This is a genomic window from Roseibium sp. AWQ4_254, from assembly GCF_056161025.1.
The window spans coordinates 133,298-154,264 of the sequence record NZ_JBSWYH010000003.1; the positions used below are offsets into that span (position 1 = coordinate 133,298).

The 20,967-nt window shown below is 60.7% G+C and carries 17 protein-coding genes; 15 read left to right on the forward strand and 2 right to left on the reverse strand.

What is annotated here, in order from left to right; all coding sequences use genetic code 11:
* The first annotated feature begins 17 nt into the window (after positions 1-17).
* The 14 genes from ACXAIC_RS03490 (at position 18) to serA (ending at position 17,589) form a co-directional block, all read left to right on the forward strand.
* The gene (locus tag ACXAIC_RS03490; protein ID WP_475173665.1) at positions 18-2,129 is read left to right on the forward strand and encodes a methyl-accepting chemotaxis protein; all 2,112 of its coding nucleotides are present in this window, start codon (positions 18-20) and stop codon (positions 2,127-2,129) included.
* Between the two features lie 183 nt (positions 2,130-2,312).
* Positions 2,313-2,780 (forward strand): tol-pal system-associated acyl-CoA thioesterase, encoded by a 468-nt coding sequence (ybgC, locus tag ACXAIC_RS03495; protein ID WP_475173667.1) that lies wholly within the window; start codon positions 2,313-2,315, stop codon positions 2,778-2,780.
* Positions 2,781-3,046: 266 nt separating this feature from the next.
* Positions 3,047-3,754, forward strand: a complete 708-nt coding sequence (gene tolQ / locus ACXAIC_RS03500; protein ID WP_475173669.1) for a protein TolQ — start codon at positions 3,047-3,049, stop codon at positions 3,752-3,754.
* 3 nt (positions 3,755-3,757) lie between these two features.
* On the forward strand, positions 3,758-4,210 hold the full coding sequence (locus ACXAIC_RS03505; RefSeq protein WP_475173670.1) for an ExbD/TolR family protein: 453 nt from the start codon (positions 3,758-3,760) through the stop codon (positions 4,208-4,210).
* A gap of 6 nt (positions 4,211-4,216) precedes the next feature.
* Positions 4,217-5,209 (forward strand): TonB C-terminal domain-containing protein, encoded by a 993-nt coding sequence (locus tag ACXAIC_RS03510; protein WP_475173673.1) that lies wholly within the window; start codon positions 4,217-4,219, stop codon positions 5,207-5,209.
* 44 nt (positions 5,210-5,253) lie between these two features.
* Complete coding sequence (gene tolB / locus ACXAIC_RS03515) at positions 5,254-6,603, forward strand: Tol-Pal system beta propeller repeat protein TolB (RefSeq protein WP_475173674.1); 1,350 nt, start codon at positions 5,254-5,256, stop codon at positions 6,601-6,603.
* A 155-nt stretch (positions 6,604-6,758) separates the two neighbouring features.
* Complete coding sequence (pal, locus tag ACXAIC_RS03520; protein WP_475173677.1) at positions 6,759-7,247, forward strand: peptidoglycan-associated lipoprotein Pal; 489 nt, start codon at positions 6,759-6,761, stop codon at positions 7,245-7,247.
* 310 nt (positions 7,248-7,557) lie between these two features.
* Positions 7,558-8,580: a tol-pal system protein YbgF gene (gene ybgF / locus ACXAIC_RS03525; RefSeq protein WP_475173680.1), complete on the forward strand. Its 1,023-nt coding sequence runs from the start codon at positions 7,558-7,560 to the stop codon at positions 8,578-8,580.
* On the forward strand, positions 8,564-9,907 hold the full coding sequence (gene tilS, locus ACXAIC_RS03530) for a tRNA lysidine(34) synthetase TilS (RefSeq protein WP_475173682.1): 1,344 nt from the start codon (positions 8,564-8,566) through the stop codon (positions 9,905-9,907). The genes ybgF and tilS overlap by 17 nt, the downstream gene beginning before the upstream one ends.
* 199 nt (positions 9,908-10,106) lie before the next feature.
* Positions 10,107-12,026 carry an ATP-dependent zinc metalloprotease FtsH gene (ftsH, locus tag ACXAIC_RS03535; protein ID WP_475173684.1) on the forward strand — a complete coding sequence of 640 codons (1,920 nt, stop codon included), beginning with the start codon at positions 10,107-10,109 and terminating at the stop codon, positions 12,024-12,026.
* Between the two features lie 170 nt (positions 12,027-12,196).
* Positions 12,197-13,540 carry a phosphoglucosamine mutase gene (gene glmM, locus ACXAIC_RS03540; RefSeq protein ID WP_475173686.1) on the forward strand — a complete coding sequence of 448 codons (1,344 nt, stop codon included), beginning with the start codon at positions 12,197-12,199 and terminating at the stop codon, positions 13,538-13,540.
* A 216-nt stretch (positions 13,541-13,756) separates the two neighbouring features.
* A complete protein-coding gene (locus ACXAIC_RS03545) occupies positions 13,757-14,572 on the forward strand; it encodes an outer membrane protein (protein WP_475173689.1) in 816 nt (271 codons plus the stop codon).
* 174 nt (positions 14,573-14,746) lie between these two features.
* A complete protein-coding gene (locus tag ACXAIC_RS03550) occupies positions 14,747-15,925 on the forward strand; it encodes a phosphoserine transaminase (RefSeq protein WP_475173691.1) in 1,179 nt (392 codons plus the stop codon).
* 77 nt (positions 15,926-16,002) lie between these two features.
* Positions 16,003-17,589: a phosphoglycerate dehydrogenase gene (serA, locus tag ACXAIC_RS03555; RefSeq protein WP_475173692.1), complete on the forward strand. Its 1,587-nt coding sequence runs from the start codon at positions 16,003-16,005 to the stop codon at positions 17,587-17,589.
* A gap of 101 nt (positions 17,590-17,690) precedes the next feature.
* On the opposite strand, the gene ACXAIC_RS03560 is transcribed toward serA, so the two are convergent.
* Together ACXAIC_RS03560 and ACXAIC_RS03565 are read right to left on the reverse strand one after the other, a co-directional pair.
* Positions 17,691-18,191 carry a translation initiation factor 2 gene (locus ACXAIC_RS03560; RefSeq protein ID WP_475173693.1) on the reverse strand — a complete coding sequence of 167 codons (501 nt, stop codon included), beginning with the start codon at positions 18,189-18,191 and terminating at the stop codon, positions 17,691-17,693.
* Between the two features lie 130 nt (positions 18,192-18,321).
* Positions 18,322-19,218: a DMT family transporter gene (locus ACXAIC_RS03565; protein ID WP_475173695.1), complete on the reverse strand. Its 897-nt coding sequence runs from the start codon at positions 19,216-19,218 to the stop codon at positions 18,322-18,324.
* Between the two features lie 276 nt (positions 19,219-19,494).
* Here ACXAIC_RS03565 and ACXAIC_RS03570 point away from each other — a divergent pair, with 276 nt between their 5' ends.
* Positions 19,495-20,766 carry an MFS transporter gene (locus tag ACXAIC_RS03570; RefSeq protein WP_475173697.1) on the forward strand — a complete coding sequence of 424 codons (1,272 nt, stop codon included), beginning with the start codon at positions 19,495-19,497 and terminating at the stop codon, positions 20,764-20,766.
* Positions 20,767-20,967 lie beyond the last annotated feature (201 nt).

Here is a 20,967-nt window from a genome sequence, read left to right on the forward strand (position 1 = left end):
GTTTCCGGGGGGATTTTATGCGCAAGCGGCTTTCATCCAAGCTCGTTCTCATGTTCTTGGCTGGTGCCCTGACCATGTGCGTGGCCATCGTCACCGTGACCTCGACCCTGTCGCGGGATGTGGCGAACGGGCAGGCGGATAACGGGCTGAAGAGCGCGACCAAGGCCAAACAGAAGGCTCTGGAACTGGCGCTCGATCAAGTGACCTATAGCGCCAACTTCTTCGTGTCCTTGAAGGAGGCCAAGGACAGCCTGATGAAGACGCTCGTCGGCTGGAAGAACCTCAAGGAAGGTCAGACCGAGACCCTTCGCAAGATTTTCGTGACGGACAATCCGCATCCCGTTGAAGAGCGCCACTTGCTGGTGGAGCCGGATGAATCGAATTACTATGTGAACAATCACAAGGTTGTGCACCCGGTCTATCAGGAGGTCGTCTCCCAGGGCCTGTTCTCCGATGTGGCCCTGTCCAACCCGGAAGGGGACATCACCTATTCCTACCGCAAAGGGCCGGAATTTGCCCGTAATGTTAAGGATGCAGAGATCCGGGGAACGCCGGTGCAAGTTGCCATGGCAGGCCTTTATGCAGCGGCAGAGAACCAGAGCCTTGAGGCCGGGCAGATCTTTTCCTCCGGCTTCCAGGTCGGCAAAGACGGTCAGGTTGCCCTGGTGCTGGCGGCTCCGGTCTTCTATCTGGACAAGTTCTTCGGTGCGATTGCCTTTACGGCGGACATGGAGCGCCTGGCCGGGCTGATGAATGAAAAGACCGGGCTTGGCGACAGCGAGCAAAACCTGCTTGAGGATGCAGCCGGAAAACTGGTCAAGCTGGATGCCAAGGGCCGGGCTGCAGCCGTTTACGCACTCAGTGATATTTCGGCTGGCGACCGCCTGATCCGTCTGGACGGCAGCGACTTCCGCTATGCAGAGGCAAGGGACAGGTTCGAAGATACGCCCTACGGGATCATCGAAGCGGTCAAGCAGACGGAATTGTCGGCTGCGGCGGACCGGATCACCTATGGCGCGATTCTGTCCGGGTTTCTCTGCCTGGTGCCCATTGTCGGTCTGATCTGGTGGGTCACCCGGCGGATGTTTGCGCCCATGGAAGACCTGTCCGTGACCGCGCGCAAGATTGCCGATGGCGATTTGGAAGTGGCCGTTCAGGCAACGGACCGGCAGGATGAGATCGGCCGGCTGGCCCGGTGCATCGCCGTTTTCAAGGACAACGCGGTTGAACGGGAACGGCTTGCAGCTGAACGCCGGGTTGGCCATGAGGCCCGGGCAAAGCGTGAAGAGCTTATCGACACGCTGATCGCATCCTTCCGGGCGGAATCCCAGTCTGTCCTGGAGCTGGTGGAAGCCAATATTTCCCGGGTGCAGGATGTTGCCTCGGAGCTCAACACCCGCTCTGCTTCTGCCTCGGATCAGGGGCAGGCGGCTGTGTCCACCTCTGAGCGCGCGTCTTCCAATGTGCAGGCGGTGGCATCTGCGACCGAAGAGCTGAACGCCTCGATTTCTGAAATTTCCCGCCAGGTGGAAACAACGGCAACCATCGTTGAAAACACCACGGAGACGGCTCAGAGTTCCAACAACAAGATCTCCGGTCTTGCGGAAGCCGCAAACAAGATTGGCGACGTTGTGTCCCTCATCCAGGCGATTGCCGAGCAAACCAACCTTCTGGCCCTGAACGCGACCATTGAGGCGGCCCGCGCCGGGGATGCGGGCAAGGGCTTTGCGGTCGTGGCCTCTGAAGTGAAGTCGCTGGCCGGACAGACGGCCAAGGCGACGGAAGAAATCTCCACCCAGATTGCGGCGATCCAGGCCTCGACAACCGAAGCCGTTGACGAGATTGCGCGGGTGTCGGAAGCGGTGGAGGAGGTGAATTCCTACACCGCAACCATTTCCGATGCGGTTCAGCAGCAGGGATCGGCCACCAGCGAGATCTCGCGCAATGTTGCGGAAGCCGCCAAGGGAACCCGCAGTGTCGCGACCACGGTCGCCTCTCTGAACGACGGGGTTGCGGAGAATTCCGGTGCTGTCAGTGACATGATGACGGCAACCCTGGAGATGAAAGAGCAGGCCGAGCATCTTCGGACGTCGGTTGAGAAATTCCTTTCTGAGGTTGCAGCCGCCTGACCGCAGACTTAGGTATCAGAAGGCCGTCTGGTCGCAAGACCGGACGGCCTTTGTCTGTTGAACCTTAGAGCGCGCCGCGTTCCTATGGATTGAAGCAGCTTTGTCTTTTGCGTTGAAATCTGTGATTTCAGGCCGCGCAAGGCAAACCCGATGAATCGTGACGTGCTGAAGAGGAATGTCCTTGTGACGGATTGGCCGGACCTCCCGGGCCGCTTGGAAGATGGTGGCCATGTACTCCCCGTGCGTGTTTATTACGAAGACACGGACTTCAGCGGAATTGTCTACCATGGCGCCTATGTGCGCTTTATCGAGCGGGCCCGGTCCGATTTTTTGCGCCTGACTGGCATTCACCACAAGGAACTGGCCTCTGGAATCCACGGAACAGCTATGGCGTTTGCGGTGCGTGGCATGACGATTGATTTCCATAAGCCGGCGAGAATCGACGATGTTCTTGAGATCCACACCAGTCTGTCGGAAATGCGGGGGGCCAGAATCAAACTGGACCAGCTTGTCTACAAGGGCGAGGACCTTTTGGTGTCTGCGGCCGTGCATGTTGCGGTGATCACGATGGAAGGGCGGCCAACCCGTCTGCCCGTCAAACTCGCAGAACGGCTCGCGCGCTATGTTCCGGGGGATCTGCCTGCCGTATGAAGGATTTGCGGGTGGGACCGAGCTAGAACAGTCAAGGTTCCGGCAAAAAAATGCAAAACAGATTCCTCCGTTAATCTTGCAGTAACCTTAATTGACTCCTTTTAGAGGAGACTTGCTTTGCTGGGCAAAGTCCCAGTTTTGACAAATTCAAACGTCAGAGAGGCGGCTGGCTATGAGAAGCTGGCGTTTTGATATCGGACGGCCATTGCCGCGCCCGGGGGTCCGGGACCACTACCACGTCAGACGGCCAAGGGGTCATTGAATTTATGGAAACACTTGTCCAATCGACATTGGCAGCGCCACATGGCGACATCTCCTTCTTCGCGTTGTTCTGGCAAGCGCATATCGTTGTAAAGATCGTCATGCTCGGACTGCTCGGGGCGTCCGTGTGGTGCTGGGCGATCATCGTTGACAAGGTCTTGCTGATGGGGCGCACCAAGCGCCAGATGAGCCGTTTTGAAACCGTGTTCTGGTCGGGCCAGTCGCTCGAAGAACTGTATGGCACGCTGCATAACCGGGTGAACCATTCCATGGCGGCGCTGTTCGTGGCCGCCATGCGTGAGTGGAAACGCTCTCATGAGGGCGCGCGCCCGGCTATCGGGTCGTTGCAACAGCGTATTGACCGGGTGATGGATGTGACCATCCAACGGGAGGCGGAACGTCTGGAAAGCCGGCTGCTGATCCTGGCAACGGTCGGCTCTGCGGCGCCCTTTATCGGCCTGTTCGGTACGGTCTGGGGCATCATGACGGCCTTCCAGGCCATCGCCGCGTCCGAGAGCACCAACCTTGCCGTTGTCGCGCCTGGGATTGCCGAGGCGCTGTTTGCGACCGCGCTTGGCCTTCTGGCCGCGATCCCGGCCGTGATTGCCTATAATAAGTTCTCCTCCGATGTGGGCCGGGCGGTTGCACGCATGGAAGGCTTTGCCGACGAGTTCTCGGCGATCCTGTCCCGCCAGATCGACGAGAGGGGCTGAGCCATGGGCATGCAGGCCGGTGGAGGATCGGGCGGCGGAGGACGCCGGGGACGGCGGCGGCGCCGCGCGGCCCTGATGACCGAAATCAACGTGACGCCCTTTGTGGATGTCATGCTGGTGCTCTTGATCATTTTCATGGTGGCCGCGCCGCTTCTGACGGTCGGCGTGCCGATTGATCTGCCCGAGACCCAGGCCAAGGCGTTGGAAGGGGACACGGAGCCAATCACCCTGTCGGTGAATTCGGCCGGGGAGATCTTCATTCAGGATACGCCGATCGGGCTGGACGAAGTTGTGCCGAAACTGGAGGCGATTGCCGCCAACGGCTATGACGAGCGCATCTATGTGCGCGGTGACCAGGATGCCGACTACGGCACGATGATGAAGCTGATGGGCCGCATCAACGCGGCCGGTTTCAAACGACTAGGACTTGTCACACTGGAAGAACGGGACTCGTAACGCCGCATGCGCGCAGGTCTCATCGCGTCTTTGGCCGGTCATACGGCTATTCTAGTCTGGGGCCTGATCGCCTTTCCGGACGCGGAGCGCTTTTCTGTGCCGCAAGTAGATTCGATGCCTGTTGACCTAGTCCCGGTTGAGGAATTCACCCAGCTGCGTCTGGGTGAAAAAACGGCTGAAGTGCGCGATGTTGCCGCCCTTCAGCCGAGCGAAGCAGAGGTGGAAGAGCCGCCGCAGCCGGCTGACAAGCCCGGGCAAAGCCAGGTTCAACAGCCAACACCTCCGACCCCGGCACCGGCCCCAACTCCGGCGCCCGACCCCACACCTGCGCCAGAACAGGCTTCGGCGCCTGAACCCGCGCCCACGCCCACGCCTGAACCCACACCTGCGCCTGAACCCGCGCCAGAGCCTGCTCCTGCGCCAGCCGAGGCTGTGGAACCGGCCCCAGCCCCGGAGCCTGAAAGCGCGCCGGACCCGGCCCCGCAACAACAGGCTGCCCCCGAACCGCAGCCGATCGTGACCAGCGCCCGGCCGCGGGCCAAACCGGCCCCTCCGCGTCCGGCGCCGCCCAAGGATGATTTTGATTCCCAGCAGATTGCGGCGCTTCTCAACAAAGTCGAACCGGCAAGGCAACAGGGCAATGCCTCGCAGGAGCCGGCCGCCCTGGGGTCCCGCCAGGGCGCGCAGAATGTGCGCATGACCCAGTCGGAGCTTGATGCCCTGCGCGGCCAGGTGGCCCAGTGCTGGAACCCGCCGGTCGGGGCAGTCGGTGCCGAAGACCTGGCGGTCCGCGTGCGCTTTACCCTGTCCCAGGACGGGCAGGTGTCCAGCAGTCCGGAAGTGCTCAATGCCAGCGGAAATCCCGCCTTCGGCGCTGCTTCCAGCAGCGCGGTGCGCGCAATCATGCGGTGCCAGCCTTATTCGCTCCCCGTTGCTAAGTATGATGCCTGGCAGGAAGTGATCATCAATTTCGACCCCAGAGAAATGCTGGGGGGATAGTCCCGCAACGCCGGGAAAAATGTCGGAAAGGGAGCTCAGCGCTCATGCAGGGAATCTTGAAAACGCTGTTCGGTCCGGCTGGCCACAGAGCCTGCGGCCTTGCCGTTGTGTTGGCCATTGCCGCTGTCATGTCGCCACAGCCAGCCGCAGCGCTTGTCGAGATCGACATCACCCAGGGCAATATCGAGCCGCTGCCGATTGCCTTGCCCTCCTTTTCCGCAGATGGCGGCGACAGCACCCTGTCCAGCGACATGACGTCGGTTATTGCGGCAGATCTCAAACGCTCCGGCCTGTTCAATCCTCTGGATCCGGCGAGCTTCATCCAGAAGAATATGAGCGTGAATTCGACCCCGCGCTTCGGGGACTGGCGCCAGATCAGTGCTCAGGCGCTGGTGACCGGTACGGTGATCAAGCAGCCGGACGGCCGCCTGCGGGCGGAGTTCCGGCTCTGGGATGTTTTCGCCCAGGAACAGATGCTGGGACAGCAATTCTACACCACACCAGAGAACTGGCGCCGTCTGGCCCATATCATTGCCGATGCCATCTATGAGCGGCTGACCGGGGAAAAGGGCTATTTTGATACGCGCATCGTGTTTGTCGATGAGACCGGCCCCAAGGACAAGCGGGTCAAGCGCCTGGCGCTGATGGATCAGGATGGGGCCAATGTGCGCTATCTGACAAAGGGCGACGACCTTGTGCTGACCCCGCGCTTTTCGCCGACCAGCCAGGAAATCACCTATATGTCCTATGGTGGTGCGGACCCGAGCGTTTATCTGCTGAACATCGAAACCGGTCAGCGAGAGATTGTCGGCAATTTCCCGGGCATGACCTTTGCCCCGCGGTTTTCACCGGATGGGCAAAGCGTTGTTATGAGCCTGGAGCAGGGCGGCAATGCCAATATCTTCAAGATGGACTTGAGGTCGCGGCGCACGACACGGTTGACAAATTCCGCTGCAATTGACACCAGCCCTTCCTTCTCGCCCGACGGGCAGCAGGTCGTGTTTGAATCGGACAGGGGTGGCAGCCAGCAGCTCTATGTCATGAGTGCCAATGGCGGCGAAGCCAGACGCATTTCCTTCGGGCCTGGACGGTATTCGACACCGGTCTGGTCGCCGCGCGGGGATCTGATTGCCTTCACCAAGCAGCATCAGGGCCGGTTCATGATCGGTGTCATGAAGCCGGACGGCAAAGGCGAGCGCGTTCTGACCGAGGGGTATCACAATGAGGGGCCGGCCTGGTCGCCCAATGGCCGGGTGCTGGTGTTCTTCCGAGATACACCAGGGGCAAATGGCGGTCCTCAGATCTGGACGGTTGACCTGACTGGGTACAACGAGCAGCGGCTGGAGACACCGGCCTTTGCCTCCGATCCATCCTGGTCGCCGCTGATCAATTAGGCACCAGCCCCTCTATTTTAAGTCCAGGGATTGGTCATAATCTGTTAACCACCTTTGACAAGGCGCTTTTAACCACCTTTGGCTAGAAAGCATTTACCTTGGGCCGGGGTGAGCCGGAGGCCCTGAGAGCGGGCCGGGGATGTTAGGAGACGGGAATGTTGATGAAAGAAAACGCTGTTCGGGGAACGCGATGGATTGCGGTCTGCTTCGCTCTCCTGTTTCTGGCAGCCTGTGCGCGCACCACGGACACAGATGGCCTGACCAGCAATGTGAAACCGGGCACGGGACAGGACTTTGTGGTCAATGTCGGTGACCGCGTCTTTTTTGAAGAGGACCAGTCAGTCCTGAACGCCAAAGGCCAGTCCACGCTGGCCGGGCAGGCGAAGTGGCTGAACCGCTATTCGCAATACACCATCACGGTGGAAGGCCATGCAGATGAGCGCGGCACCCGCCAGTACAACATCGCGCTGGGGGCCCGGCGCGCTCAGGCCGCCCGGGATTATCTGATTTCCCAGGGCGTCAGCGCGTCCCGGATCAAGACCATTTCCTATGGCAAGGAACGGCCTGTTGCGGTCTGTAACGACAACAGCTGCTGGTCCCAGAACCGGCGGGCTGTGACGGTGCTGAACAACGCCACGAATTGATCTTCAAAGAGACTGATTTCCATACGTCAGGCCGGGTATTTCCCGGCCTGACGGCTTTTGCGGGGGCAAATCCGGTCTTTCTTGCCAGGCCAGCTCCCCCCGTCAAAATTTAGCCGAAGTCCCAAGGCTCTGTGACCTTGAGTGCAGGGCCGGGCATGCGTTAAGACTTCGCAGGGAAGGAGTGGCGGACACTTGCTGGAAAGCAGAGTGGCCGCGCGCCGTTTTCAGGCCGTTGACCAGGGCAGATCCCTGGCCGCCCAGCCTGACCTGCGTGATCTCCTGGCTCCCAGTCCGCGAACCGGAGGACCGAATGCAGACTTTTAAAGCCCTTTTGGGTCAGACACTTTCCCGGCATATGCTCTCGGGAAAACAGATTTCCGGCATGGTTCTGGCCTTGGTGCTGGTGGTGGCGGCCACCCCGTCCGAGGCGCAGCTTTTTGGCCGCAAGAAGGACGATTCCGCAGTCAGGATCACCCAGTTGGAAGAGCGGATCCGGGCTTTGACCGGGCAGATCGAACAACTTTCCCACCAGATGCGGGAAATGCAGGACCAGATGCGCCGCATGCAGGAGGACAATGAATACCGGTTCCAGCAGCTGGAAGGCGGCACACCGGGCAAGCGCTCACAGGTTGCCCCGAGCCAATCTGCACCGACAGGGGCACCCGGCAGCACCGCGCCGGGCCTGGCTGCCGACGGCAGCCCCAAGACGCAGCCTCTGATCGCGCCAGGTGGTGGCTTTGCCACCTTGCCCGCAGAAGGGTCCGGGGATGGCAATTGGGGTCAGACCGGTGGCTATGAGGATGGCAGCAACCAGCCGAGCGACGGGCCGATTGACCTGTCCAAGCTGGCCAATGGCCTGGAAAGCCTTCCGGGGGGCGGTAACGCAGAACAGCCCGGACCGGGACTGGCGACGGAAGACGATGCCATTGCCGATGTGATTGGCACCGGCGATCCGCGCACAGACTATGACAGCGCCTATTCGCTGGCGGTCAACGGGGACTATGCGGGCGCTGAACGTGGCTTCCGCACTTTTCTGGAAACTTATCCGGACAGCAACCTGACCGCCAACGCCCAATACTGGCTGGGCGAAAGTCTGCTGGCTCAGCAGAATTACCGGGGCGCGGCAGATGCTTTCCTGAAGACATATACGGACTATCCCGGCAGCGACAAGACCCCGGACAGCCTGCTGAAACTGGGTGTCTCCCTGCGCGGCATGGGCGAGGCCGACGCCGCCTGTGCCACCTTGGCCGAACTCCTGACCAAATTCCCGAATGCAGCGCCTGCCGTTCTTTCCCAGGCCCGTGACGAACGCAGCCGTGCGCAATGTTCCTGATAGGGCAGAAGAGCCGGAGGCTCTGACGCGGACTGAGGCCGACGCGCTGTTCGCGGGCCTGTTTTCTTTTTCCAATCTCGCGCTGGCTGTGTCCGGCGGCGCGGATTCCCTGTCCCTGATGGTTCTGTTTGACGACTGGCGCCGCCGTGCCGGCTGGACCGGCCTATGCGAAGTTCTGGTGGTGGATCACGGATTGCGCGCGGAAAGCGGACAGGAAGCCGAATTTGTCATGGCCGAGGCGGCCCGGCTGGGGTTGCGGGGTGCAATTTTGCGCTGGCAGGGCCCCAAGCCCGATCAGAATCTTCAGGAGGCTGCCCGGCAGGCGCGGTATGCCTTGATGGCCTCCAGGATGGGGGCAACGGGCGCGCAGGCGCTTCTGCTTGGCCACCATCTGGACGATCAGGCCGAGACGTTTTTGGACCGGTTGACGCGGGGCAGTGGCCTCTCAGGCCTCAGTGCCATGGCTGCTGATGAGCGCGAGGGGCCGGAGGGGCTCCATCTGCTGCGCCCCCTTCTGGGACTGCGCAAGGCGCGGCTGGAGGCCAGTTTGCGCGCCAGAGGGCTTTCCTGGTGTGCCGATCCCTCCAACCGGGATGAAAAATACAAGCGCAGCCGCCTGCGCCGGATCATGGGGCTTTTGGAAGATGAAGGCCTGTCGCCGGACCGGCTGGTGGAAACGGCCGCTCACCTCCGGCGGGCCCGGCAGGCCCTGGAAGTGACGGTCAACGGTTTTGCGGACGAACACGTGACCCATCATCCGGCGGGACCGGCTAGGGTGGAGCGCCAGGCCTATGCCGGGCTGCCGGACGACCTGCGTTTGCGGTTTCTGAACCGGATCACCCAGGATGTGACGGGTCTTCGCCCCCGGCCGCGCTTCTCCAAACTGCGGGCTCTGGATGAGGTCTTGAGGGCCGGTGAGCCTGCCCGCCAGTGTTTGTCCGGCGCTGTTTTTGAAACGGATGGCGTGTTTCTGTGGTGCTGGCGGGAAGCTGGGCGGCAACCTCCGGAGACTGTCCACGGGCTGACGGGCGAAGGGATCTGGGACCGGCGCTTCAAATATCAGGTGCTGCCGGACGCTGTTGGCATTGACAAGGGGGAGGGATTGTCTCTCGGGCCGTTTGGCGCCTCTCCTTTGAAAAGCAGCAGTGTTGTCTGGCCGTGCGGCTGGCCCAAGGAGGCCTTTGAATGTGCCCCGGTGCTCTGGACGCAAAACCGGGAGGTGGTCCGGCTTCCGGAGATGCTTGATCTGCGCGTTCCTGAAAATAACCATGGCAGCAGCTTCAGATTGGCGAGGCTGCCGTTCCGGGGTAAACTGGCGGGCAATTGACGGGAGGATCGGACGTTAACGGAATTTCTGGAGTTTTCCTGGGATCAAACTTCTGATAGACGTCCCGGCTTAATAAATTAGTCAGTGCATATGCGCATTATGGCGCACCGCCTTGGCAGCGGGCCTTGGGCGACCTATCTTCGCTCTAGAGAAATGTAACCGCGTGCACTATGTCGCGTCGGGCGGTTAAGGGAACGAAATGAACGCACATTTTCGCAATTTTGCTCTTTGGGTGATCATCGCCGTATTGCTGATCGCATTGTTCCAGCTGTTTCAAAATCCTGCAAAGCAAGGCGCCGCCAATGATGTCGCCTATTCGGAGTTCATGCGGCAGGTGGACAATGGTGACGTCAGATCCGTGACCATTCAGGAACAGACAATCACCGGCATCTACAACAGCGGTGGCTCTTTCCATACCTATGCGCCGGAAGGGGCCCAGTATGTGGATGAGCTGCGCAACAAGGGTGTGATGATCAAGGCGAGCCCGCCGTCGGAAAGCTCCCCTCTGCTCGGGGCCCTGGTGTCCTGGCTGCCGATGCTGATCATTCTGGGTATCTGGATCTTCGTGATGCGCCAGATGCAGGGCTCCGGCGGCAAGGCTATGGGTTTCGGCAAGTCCAAGGCCAAGCTTTTGACTGAAGCGCATGGCCGGGTGACCTTTGAAGATGTTGCCGGCATTGACGAGGCCAAGGAAGATCTTCAGGAAATCGTTGAATTCCTGCGGGACCCGCAGAAGTTCCAGCGCTTGGGCGGCCGTATTCCGCGCGGTGTGCTGCTGGTCGGTCCTCCGGGCACCGGTAAGACCCTGACCGCCCGTGCCGTGGCGGGTGAGGCGAATGTGCCGTTCTTCACCATTTCCGGCTCCGACTTCGTGGAAATGTTTGTCGGCGTCGGTGCGTCCCGTGTGCGCGACATGTTCGAACAGGCCAAGAAAAATGCGCCCTGCATCATCTTCATCGATGAGATTGATGCGGTCGGACGACACCGCGGGGCCGGGCTTGGCGGCGGCAATGACGAGCGCGAGCAGACCTTGAACCAGCTTCTGGTCGAAATGGATGGCTTTGAGCCCAATGAGGGTATCATTATCATCGCGGCGACCAACCGCCCGGACGTTCTGGACCCGGCGTTGCTGCGTCCAGGCCGGTTTGACCGTCAGATCGTGGTTCCGAACCCGGACATCACCGGCCGCGAGAAGATCCTGAAGGTTCATATGCGCAAAGTGCCGTTGGCTCCGGATGTGGATGTGAAGACCCTGGCACGGGGAACGCCCGGCTTTTCCGGTGCGGATCTGATGAACCTGGTCAATGAGGCGGCCCTTCTGGCGGCGCGGCGCTCCAAGCGTCTTGTGACGATGGCCGAGTTCGAGGATGCCAAGGACAAGGTGATGATGGGCGCGGAACGCCGCACTCTCGTCATGTCCGAGGAAGAAAAGAAACTCACCGCTTATCACGAAGCCGGACACGCTCTCGTGGCGCTCCATCAGGAAGCCTCCGATCCGATCCACAAGGCGACGATTATTCCGCGCGGCCGGGCTCTTGGCATGGTCATGCGCCTGCCGGAAAAGGATCAGGTGTCGCTGACGCGGGCAAAGTGCTATGCGGATCTGGCGGTGGCCATGGGCGGCCGTGTGGCAGAAGAAAAGATCTTCGGCTACGAGAAAGTCACCTCAGGAGCGTCCGGCGACATCCAGATGGCCACCCGTCTGGCCCGTGCCATGGTCACCCAGTGGGGCATGTCCGACAAGCTCGGCCTGATTTCCTATGGCGAGAACCAGGAAGAAGTGTTCCTGGGCCATTCCGTGGCCCGCCAGCAGAATATTTCCGGCGTAACGCAGAAAATGATCGATGAGGAAATCAAGGCCTATGTCGATCAGGGTTACGGCACCGCCGAGAGGATCCTGACTGAACATGAAGATCAGCTGCACACCATAGCCAAGGGTCTTTTGGAGTACGAGACCTTGTCCGGTGACGAGATCAAGGATCTCTTGAACGGCAAGCCGCCGGTGCGGGATACGGATGATGATCAGCCGATTGGACGGTCATCTGCTGTGCCCACCGCTGGCGCCAAACGGGGCGGAGACGAGCCGTCGGGTGGGCTGGAGCCCCAGCCTCAGGTTTGATTTGGCCGGTTGTGACGTTGAGAAGCCCGGCTTGCCGGGCTTCTTGCGTTTTGAGGGACAGCAGACACAACGTTAGTGAATCGTAATATTTGCTCACATATTTTGAAGCCAATTTCGAAGCAAGTGCGTTAAACAAGAACGCAGACAACCAGTTCAGACAGGCATGATTGATGCGTAAATTTTTCGGTACGGACGGCATCCGCGGCGAGGCCAATTCCTATCCCATGACTGCGGACATGGCTCTCAAGGTCGGTATGGCAGCGGGCCAGGCTTTCAAGAATGGCGGCCATCGCCACCGGGTGGTGATTGGCAAGGACACGCGCCTGTCAGGTTACATGCTTGAATATGCCCTGGTGGCCGGATTTACGTCGGTGGGGATGGACGTGTTTCTGCTTGGGCCGATGCCGACCCCGGCCGTGGCCATGCTGACCCGGTCCTTGCGTACCGATCTCGGTGTGATGATCTCCGCCTCGCACAATCCTTTTCATGACAATGGCATCAAGTTTTTCGGGCCCGACGGGTTCAAGCTCAGCGACGAGATCGAGCACCGCATCGAGGCACTGATTGAAGGGGATTTGAGCGGAAATCTGTCAGGCCCGCGCGAGCTGGGCAGAGCCCGGCGGATCGATGGTGCGCAGCAGCGCTATATCGAATTTGCCAAGCGCACGCTGCCGCGGGAGATGAACTTGGAAGGCCTGCGGGTGGTCATCGACTGCGCCAATGGCGCCGCCTACAAGGTGGCCCCCGAAGCGCTCTGGGAACTGGGGGCGGATGTTATCTCCATGGGGGTCTCCCCGGACGGGTACAACATCAACAAGGAATGCGGATCCACCTCGACAGATGCGTTGTCCCGCAAGGTGCATGAAGTGCGCGCAGATATCGGGATTGCGCTGGACGGGGATGCGGACCGGGTCATCATTGTCGATGAAAACGGCCAGGTGGTTGATGGCGACCAGCTGATGGCGGTTGTCGCTCAGTCCTGGCAGGCCAGTGACCGTTTGTCCGGCCCGGGGATTGTGGCCACGGTCATGTCCAATCTTGGGTTGGAGCGGTATCTGGACGGCCTCGGTCTCGATCTCGCCCGCACCAAGGTCGGTGACCGGTATGTGGTCGAACATATGCGCGCCAATGGCTTCAATGTGGGCGGGGAACAGTCCGGCCATATCGTATTGTCGGACTTTGCCACCACCGGCGACGGTCTCATTGCCGCGCTTCAGGTTCTTGCCTGCGTGAAGGATCAGAACCGGCCGGTCTCCGAAGTCTGCCGCCGGTTCGACCCGGTGCCGCAGATCCTGAAAAACGTCCGCTACCGCAGTGGCAAACCGCTGGAACAGGACGCCGTCAAGTCTGCGATCCAAGACGGAGAGGCGCGTCTTGGCACGTCGGGCCGTCTGGTGATCCGGGCCTCCGGCACCGAGCCGCTGATCCGTGTCATGGCTGAAGGAGACGATGCGGAGCTGGTCAAGCAGGTCGTCAATGATATTGCCGGTGTTGTGGCTTCCGTTGCTGCTTAAGGTTATCTGATTTAAATATGAAGGAGAAATCGCTCTTAAAGGGGCGTTTTCTCTTTTTTGTTTGTTTGATACTAGTGGCGTTAAGTTCTTGTTAAGGTAAAGAAGTTCGGTTAAAGGGCAGGGTTAAGCAGGTTTTAATGAATTTCCGTCACGGTGGGCGCAAGTTTGATGTGTCCGGACATATTTCACGGACCCTCACTGGACAAGGACGGAAACATGTTCCCACTTCTCAAGCGTTTGTCGTTGACCGGACTTGCAGTTGCTCTGTCTTCCGCGAGTTTCGCGGCGGACCTTCCAGCGCCGGTCATCGAACATATTCCTGAAGTGCCTGCTGTTGGCGGCTGGTATCTGCGCGGCGACATCGGCTACAAGGTTTATGGTGATCCCAGCGGCAGCTTCAATGACTATAACAATGCCGGTCTGCTGCGGTTCGAGCGGGAAAGCATGGACAATGCCTGGATGATCGGCGTAGGTGTCGGTTACCAGTTCAACGATTATTTCCGCTCCGACATCACGTTTGACTATGAAACACCTGCCACCGCCAAAGGCTACGCGGTCTGTGGCGGCTGTGGCGGTGGTTACTCCGAAGAAGGCACGGACATTGACGTTTGGACCCTCATGCTGAACGGCTATGTGGATCTGGGCACCTGGCACCGCATCACGCCTTATGTCGGGGCCGGTATTGGTGCGGCCTATGTGCGCACCGACAGCACCTACTCGATCAATCCGGGCGTTGGCAGCAGCGACTATAACGGTTCGAATGGCCAATGGAACTTCGCCTGGGCCCTGATGGCTGGTGCGGAATATGCATTTACGCCGAACTGGAGCCTGGATGCCGGCTACCGCTACAAGGATCTCGGCAAGGCCAAGACGGTCAAGCTGGATAACACGGCAAGCCCCGATTCCCGCGTTGTCTGGGACGATCTGACAGCCCATGAATTCCGGCTCGGCGCCCGTTACACGTTCAATTCGAGCGCACCGGCCGGTCCGGTCTATTACGAGCCGCAGGGACCGATCAGCAGCAATTTCTGATCTCCACATTTCTGTCCCCGCAAGGGCAGGGGCATTCTGAAAAGGCCGGTCCGGGAGACCGGCCTTTTTGCGTGTTAGCCGGATTTGATTTGACGGGCTGCTGCGAACGTCCTATCCCCATAGGTGGGCCACCCCTCCCCAACGAGGGGCAACTATCTGCGAGGGTAGACAGATATGACTGAGCTTACCGTGAAGCCGGACGTGCGTCCGGCCAATCCCAATTTTTCATCTGGTCCCTGTTCCAAGCGTCCCGGCTGGACGCTGGACGGCTTGAGCGATGCGCCGCTTGGCCGGTCCCACAGGGCCAAGCCGGGCAAGGCGAAACTTGCCGAGGCCATCGATCTGACCAGGGACATCCTTCAGGTTCCCGAAGACTACCGGATCGGTATTGTTCCGGCGTCGGACACCGGCGCTGTCGAGATGGCTCTCTGGTCTCTGCTCGGCGCCTGCGGCGTTGACATGCTGGCCTGGGAAAGCTTCGGCAAGGGCTGGGTGACCGATGTGGTCAAGCAGCTCAAGCTGGACACTGTGCGCTGCCTGGAAGCCCCCTATGGCGTCTTGCCCGACCTGGGTCAGGTCGATTTTTCCAGGGATGTCGTCTTCACCTGGAATGGCACCACCTCTGGTGTGCGGGTGCCCAATGGAGACTGGATCCCGGCCGACCGGGGCGGGCTTACCATCTGCGATGCCACCTCCGCCGCCTTTGCCCAGGACCTTGCCTTTGACAAGCTCGACGTTGTCACCTTCTCCTGGCAGAAGGTGCTGGGCGGCGAGGCGTCCCACGGGGTTCTGATCCTCAGCCCGCGCGCAGTCGAGCGTCTGGAAACCTATACGCCGGCCTGGCCGCTGCCGAAAATCTTCCGCCTGACCAAGGGCGGCAAACTGATTGAGGGCATCTTCCGGGGCGAGACGATCAACACTCCGTCGATGCTGTGCGTGGAAGATTATCTGGATGCGCTGAAATGGGCGGCCGGAATTGGCGGCCTTGCCGGGCTGCAGGCCCGTGCGGATGGCAATCTGAAGGTTCTGGCCGATTGGGTGGAGGTCAGCCGCTGGGCTGGTTTCCTGGCGGCTGACCCGGCCACGCGCTCCAACACCTCCGTGTGCCTGAAAGTCACCGATCCGGATATTCTGGCGCTTGACGGCGACCGTCAGGCGGCCTTTGCCAAGGCTCTCGCGGCCCGGCTTGACCGGGAAGGGGTGGCTTATGACATTGGTGCCTACCGGGATGCCCCGTCGGGGCTGCGCATCTGGGCTGGCGCCACGGTGGAAGCTTCTGATCTTCAGGCGCTGACACTGTGGCTTGACTGGGCCTTTGCGTGCGAAAAGGCGGCCTTCTCCCAGGCTGCCTGACCCCGCTCTTCTCCCCCTGACGACTCTGCCGGGCGGCCTGCTGCCCGGTTCGTTCCCGTATTCAAGGAGAAATGAACATGGCTCCCAAAGTGCTTATTTCAGACAAGCTGTCCCCCGCTGCAGTGCAGATTTTCAAGGACCGGGGTGTTGAAGCCGACTTCTTGCCGGAGCTGGGCAAGGACAAGGACAAGTTGTTGGAGGTCATCGGCCAGTATGACGGTCTGGCGATCCGCTCGGCCACCAAGGTCACCGAAAAGATCATCGCGGCCGCGGACAAGCTGAAAGTGGTGGGCCGGGCCGGGATCGGGGTCGACAATGTCGACATTCCCAAGGCCACGGCGCGCGGCATCATTGTAATGAACACGCCGTTCGGCAATGCGATCACAACGGCTGAACACGCCATTTCCATGATGATGGCAGTTGCCCGGCAGATCCCGGCGGCTGATGCCTCCACGCAGGCGGGAAAATGGGAAAAGTCCCGTTTCATGGGCCGCGAGCTGACCGGCAAGACGCTGGGTCTCGTGGGCTGCGGCAATATCGGCTCCATCGTGGCCGACCGGGCCATCGGCCTGAAAATGAAAGTGATCGCCTTTGATCCGTTCCTGACCCCGGAGCGGGCCGTTGCACTCGGCGTGGAAAAAGTGGAGCTGGACGATCTCTTCAGCCGCTCCGATTTGATCACGCTGCACACGCCGCTTACAGACAAGACCCGCAATATCATCGATGCGGCGGCGATCTCGAAAATGCGCACCGGGGCCTATCTGGTGAATTGTGCCCGGGGTGGTCTGGCAGACGAGGCGGCGGTCCGCGCCGCCCTTGATGAGGGCAAACTGGCCGGGGCCGCGTTTGATGTGTTCGTGGAAGAACCGGCCAGGGAGAACTGTCTTTTCGGCGCACCGAATTTCGTCTCCACTCCGCATCTGGGGGCTTCAACGTCCGAAGCCCAGGAGAATGTCGCCCTGCAGGTGGCCGAACAGATGTGTGACTATCTGCTCGACGGGGCGGTGCGCAATGCGCTCAACATGCCGTCCATCTCCGCCGAAGAGGCGCCGAAACTGGCTCCCTTTGTCCGCCTTGCCGAGCAGCTCGGGTCTTTTGCAGGTCAGCTGACGGAATCAGCCATTGAAGGTATCCGGCTGGAATATGCCGGGGCGGTTGCGGAAATGAACCTGCAGGCCCTGACGGCGGCCGCACTCACCGGCTTGCTGACACCGCTGCTGCAGACGGTCAATATGGTGTCGGCTCCGGCGCTGGCGAAGGACCGTGGCATCAAGGTGGAGGAAATCCGCCGGGAAAAGCAGGGCGCCTATGAGACCTATATCCGCCTGACGGTGATGACCGAACGCCAGGAGCGCTCCGTTGCAGGAACCGTCTTTGCCGACGGCAAGCCCCGGATCATTCAGGTCAAGGGTATCAACATGGAAGCTGAGCTGGGCGAGCACATGCTCTATATCACCAACGAGGACAAACCCGGCTTCATTGGGCAGCTGGGCATGGAACTCGGCAATAGCGGCGTGAATATTGCCACCTTCAATCTTGGCCGGCTTGCGCCGGGCTCCGATGCGATCTGCCTTGTGGAGGTGGACGGGGAGGTTTCTGCCGATGTGATGGCCCGGCTGGAGGCGGTCTCCCACGTCAAGCAGGTCAAGTCGCTCAAGTTCTAGTGTGGTGGAATTGAAATACGCCTGATTTGTGCAGCGTGCGCCGGAGCGTATTTCAGTTTCAGGTGACTGGCGTGCGCCGCGTCTGATCCGGTCCGTCTGTCTCAGACGCCGCCGGATTTGCGCCTTGCGGCTTCTTCCTGTTCCCGCTGGCGGGCCGCAAGGCGTTCGCGCACATCGGACAGGTCGCCTTTCGGTGTCTTCGGATTGTTCGGGTTGAGCGGAACCAGCTCGACAAGAACCGGGTTCGGTTTGTGGCCGAGCGTGGCGCCTGTGGCCGCATCGATGCCAACGCCGATGACACCGCCAAACACAACATTGCCGGCCATGCCGGCAACACCTCCGGGGGCAACGCCGGTTGTCACCAGAATCGTCTGTTTCTCGTAGCCTTCCTTGGAGACCGTCAGCGCAAATTCCGTCTTGCGGGAGACCTTCAAGGAACAGGGCGAGGTGTTGCAGCTCAGGCCGATATTGCTGGCAATCAGCGCATCCGCCGGGGAAACATAGACTTTGACCGTCTCCTGCGTGCCGCGCGTGATGCTGGCGCAGGCCGACAGGGCAAGGCACGTGGCGGCGAGAGCGCCTGCAGAAAAAAACTTGGTCATGAAGGGATTTCCATTCGGTCAGACTTGGGCAGAGCTGGTGGGAGCTGCCCCGGCAGGAAGCTCCAATTTGCCCAGTCAGACACCGGATGCCTAGTATTTTTCACAATATGTCTTGTGCAAAACGTTGTTTCTAGATCTTGCCAGGGGAAAACCGGCGGACCAGGCGTCCATCCAGAACAATCAGCCCGCTCAGAAGCAGGCTGAACCCGCCAAGCTGTAGGGCGCTTAAGGTTTCATCCAGAAGCAGCCAGCCGAAAAAGAGCGCGCTGGCGGGAACCAGCAGGGTGACCAGGGACGCATTGGTCGCCCCGGCATCGGCCAGCAGTTTGAAATAGATCAGATAGGCAAAGGCGGTTGCCGCAACGCCAAGGGCGGCCACATTGGCCCAGGCCGCCGGGCTGGTGGCGGAAAGGGACCAGCTGGAGCCAGTCACCAGTGCCACAGGTAGCATGATCAGGCTGGAGCCCATCAGCTGGCCTGCAGCTGCGATCTGCGGAGGGATGGAGCGGAACCGCCGGGCGTAGGTTGCCGCAAACGCATAGGAGAGCGCCGCGCCGAGGCAGCAAAGCTGTGCCCATAGCGGTTCCTGAACAAGCCCGGACAGGCTGCCGGACAGCATCACCGTCACACCTGCAACGCCAAGGGCAACTCCCGCGATCTTGGTCCAGGGCAAAGGTTCCTGGCCAGTCAGGAGACCTGCCACAAGCACGGTGAAAACCGGTGTGGTGGCGTTGAGGATCGAGGCCAGCCCGGCCCCGATTTCCGTCTGGCCCCAAAAGAGCAGCGAAAAGGGGATGGCGTTGTTCAACAGCCCCATCACCAGAAAGGCGCCAGCCAGATGGAGCGGAAACGACCGCAGCAGCCTCTGGGCCCAGAGGATCGCGAGGAGCACAAGGCAGGCGCTGGAGACCCGCAAAAACACCAGCACGAACGGCGGGATTTCGGCCACCGCCACCTTGGCGAAGAGGAACGATCCGCCCCAGATCGCGCCAAGACAAAGGAGAAGGATCCAGTTGCGAAGGGACATGAGTGTTCCGGTATCGGGTTAGGTTTCGTCAGCGGTGCTGTCTGGTGGAATACCAACCGCACCCAATAGAGTCTTATGGTTGAAGTCGATGTAACAGGCCCCGCGCCGCCGAAACACCCGAAAACCGATCCTTTGGCGAGATAGTTGTCTTTCCGGACTTGCCTTGGCGGGCCACTTCGGCAAAGTGCCGCTGATCTCGTCAAAGGCGTTGTGCTGAACCTCTGTCCGTTCAGAATAAAGTGTCCCTACGCCGCGGACCCCAAGACCCAGGTGCCCATGCCACAGATTGCCCCGCCAGCTCAAAGCGTGTCTCTTGCCGGACGCCTTGCGCCGCTCCTGATTGCTGCGGCCTGCCTGCTTGGCGCCAACGGGCTGTCCATGACCATGATTGCGGTGCGCGCCCGTGCCGAGGCGCTGCCCGATGCGAGTATCGGCCTGCTGGGCTCGCTCTATTTTGCCGGCATGATTTGCGGGGTTCTGCTTGCACCGTTCCTGATCGCGCGGGCCGGGCATATCCGGGTCTTTGCGGCGCTTGCCTCCATCAGCGCAATTGCGGTGCTGTCAATTGCCTTTGCTCCGGCGGGCTGGCCCTGGATGCTGGCCCGGTTTGTCAGCGGTGCGGCGTTTTGCGGCACGGCCATGGTGCTGGAAAGCTGGATGAACTCCATTGCTACCAACGCTTCGCGGGGCCGCATCCTGTCGGTCTACCGCATCGTGGATCTGGGCGCGGTGATGGGAGGGCAGTTCATCCTGCCCGTTTTCGGGGCTGCGGGGTCTGAAATTCTCATGGTGCTGGCGGTGCTGTTCTGTTTTGCCATCGTGCCGATTGCTCTGGCGCGCGAGGGCAATCCACCGGCGCCGCCCGCCCGCATCGTCAATCCGCTCAATCTGTGGCAGGTGTCCCCGGTGGCCATGGTCGGGATCTTCACCATTGGCCTGACCAATGGGGCGTTCCGGATGGTCGGACCGGTCTATGCGGAAAGCATCGGGCTGGGGTTGGAGACTGTGGCGGCCTTCATCGCACTGTGGGTGTTTGCGGGCGCGGTGTTCCAGTATCCGGCGGGGTGGGTGTCCGACCGGATTGACCGACGCCTGGTGCTGATCGTCTTCACCATTGGGGCCGCACTGGCCTGTCTCTATATTGCCCGTTCCGAAACGGAGCTTGAGCTTTTCATCGGCGTGTTTCTGTTTGGCGGGTTCGCGCTGCCGCTCTATTCCCTGTCGGTGGCCCATGGCAATGATCATGCCCTGGAGGGACAGTTTGTCGACATGGCGGCCGGTCTCATGCTGGCCTTTGGCTGCGGGGCGATGATCGGCCCGTTTGCCGCCTCTCTCTTGATGGGGATGTTTGGGCCGGCCACGTTTTTTGTCTACACGGCCACGCTGCATCTGATGCTGGTTCTCTTTATCATCATGCGGATGTTCCGCCGGGACGCTGTGCCGGCCAGCCAGAGGCGGCGGTTTGTCTGGCTGCTGCGCACCTCCCCGATGATCAACAGGATGGCCGGAGGTGAAAGGGGCGGGGAACCGTCTGATCCGCCGAAATAAGCCTTTGGCATCGCAAGGTAAGGTTACCTTGCCGGGGTGTTTTGACGAGGGAGGGAAGCGGCGTTGCGCCTGTCTGGCCGGGCAGCCCGGATATTTTGTCTCTGGAGACTCGCCTGCGGGGGGAAACCTGTCTATAGTCCGCGCCGTTTGCCCCGGCCGCCTTGCCGGGGCTTGTCGTGTTGGCGTTCCGGCAGGCCCGGA

Coding starts and splice junctions, on each gene's coding strand:
- glmM (WP_475173686.1), top strand. CDS start 12,197: ATGCGTAAATTTTTCGGTACGGACGGCATCCGCGGCGAGGCCAATTCC.
- ACXAIC_RS03545 (WP_475173689.1), top strand. CDS start 13,757: ATGTTCCCACTTCTCAAGCGTTTGTCGTTGACCGGACTTGCAGTTGCT.
- serA (WP_475173692.1), top strand. CDS start 16,003: ATGGCTCCCAAAGTGCTTATTTCAGACAAGCTGTCCCCCGCTGCAGTG.
- ACXAIC_RS03490 (WP_475173665.1), top strand. CDS start 18: ATGCGCAAGCGGCTTTCATCCAAGCTCGTTCTCATGTTCTTGGCTGGT.
- ACXAIC_RS03510 (WP_475173673.1), top strand. CDS start 4,217: ATGCGCGCAGGTCTCATCGCGTCTTTGGCCGGTCATACGGCTATTCTA.
- ACXAIC_RS03565 (WP_475173695.1), bottom strand. CDS start 19,218: ATGTCCCTTCGCAACTGGATCCTTCTCCTTTGTCTTGGCGCGATCTGG.
- ACXAIC_RS03560 (WP_475173693.1), bottom strand. CDS start 18,191: ATGACCAAGTTTTTTTCTGCAGGCGCTCTCGCCGCCACGTGCCTTGCC.
- pal (WP_475173677.1), top strand. CDS start 6,759: ATGTTGATGAAAGAAAACGCTGTTCGGGGAACGCGATGGATTGCGGTC.
- ybgF (WP_475173680.1), top strand. CDS start 7,558: ATGCAGACTTTTAAAGCCCTTTTGGGTCAGACACTTTCCCGGCATATG.
- tolQ (WP_475173669.1), top strand. CDS start 3,047: ATGGAAACACTTGTCCAATCGACATTGGCAGCGCCACATGGCGACATC.
- ftsH (WP_475173684.1), top strand. CDS start 10,107: ATGAACGCACATTTTCGCAATTTTGCTCTTTGGGTGATCATCGCCGTA.
- ACXAIC_RS03550 (WP_475173691.1), top strand. CDS start 14,747: ATGACTGAGCTTACCGTGAAGCCGGACGTGCGTCCGGCCAATCCCAAT.
- ACXAIC_RS03505 (WP_475173670.1), top strand. CDS start 3,758: ATGGGCATGCAGGCCGGTGGAGGATCGGGCGGCGGAGGACGCCGGGGA.
- ACXAIC_RS03570 (WP_475173697.1), top strand. CDS start 19,495: ATGCCACAGATTGCCCCGCCAGCTCAAAGCGTGTCTCTTGCCGGACGC.
- tolB (WP_475173674.1), top strand. CDS start 5,254: ATGCAGGGAATCTTGAAAACGCTGTTCGGTCCGGCTGGCCACAGAGCC.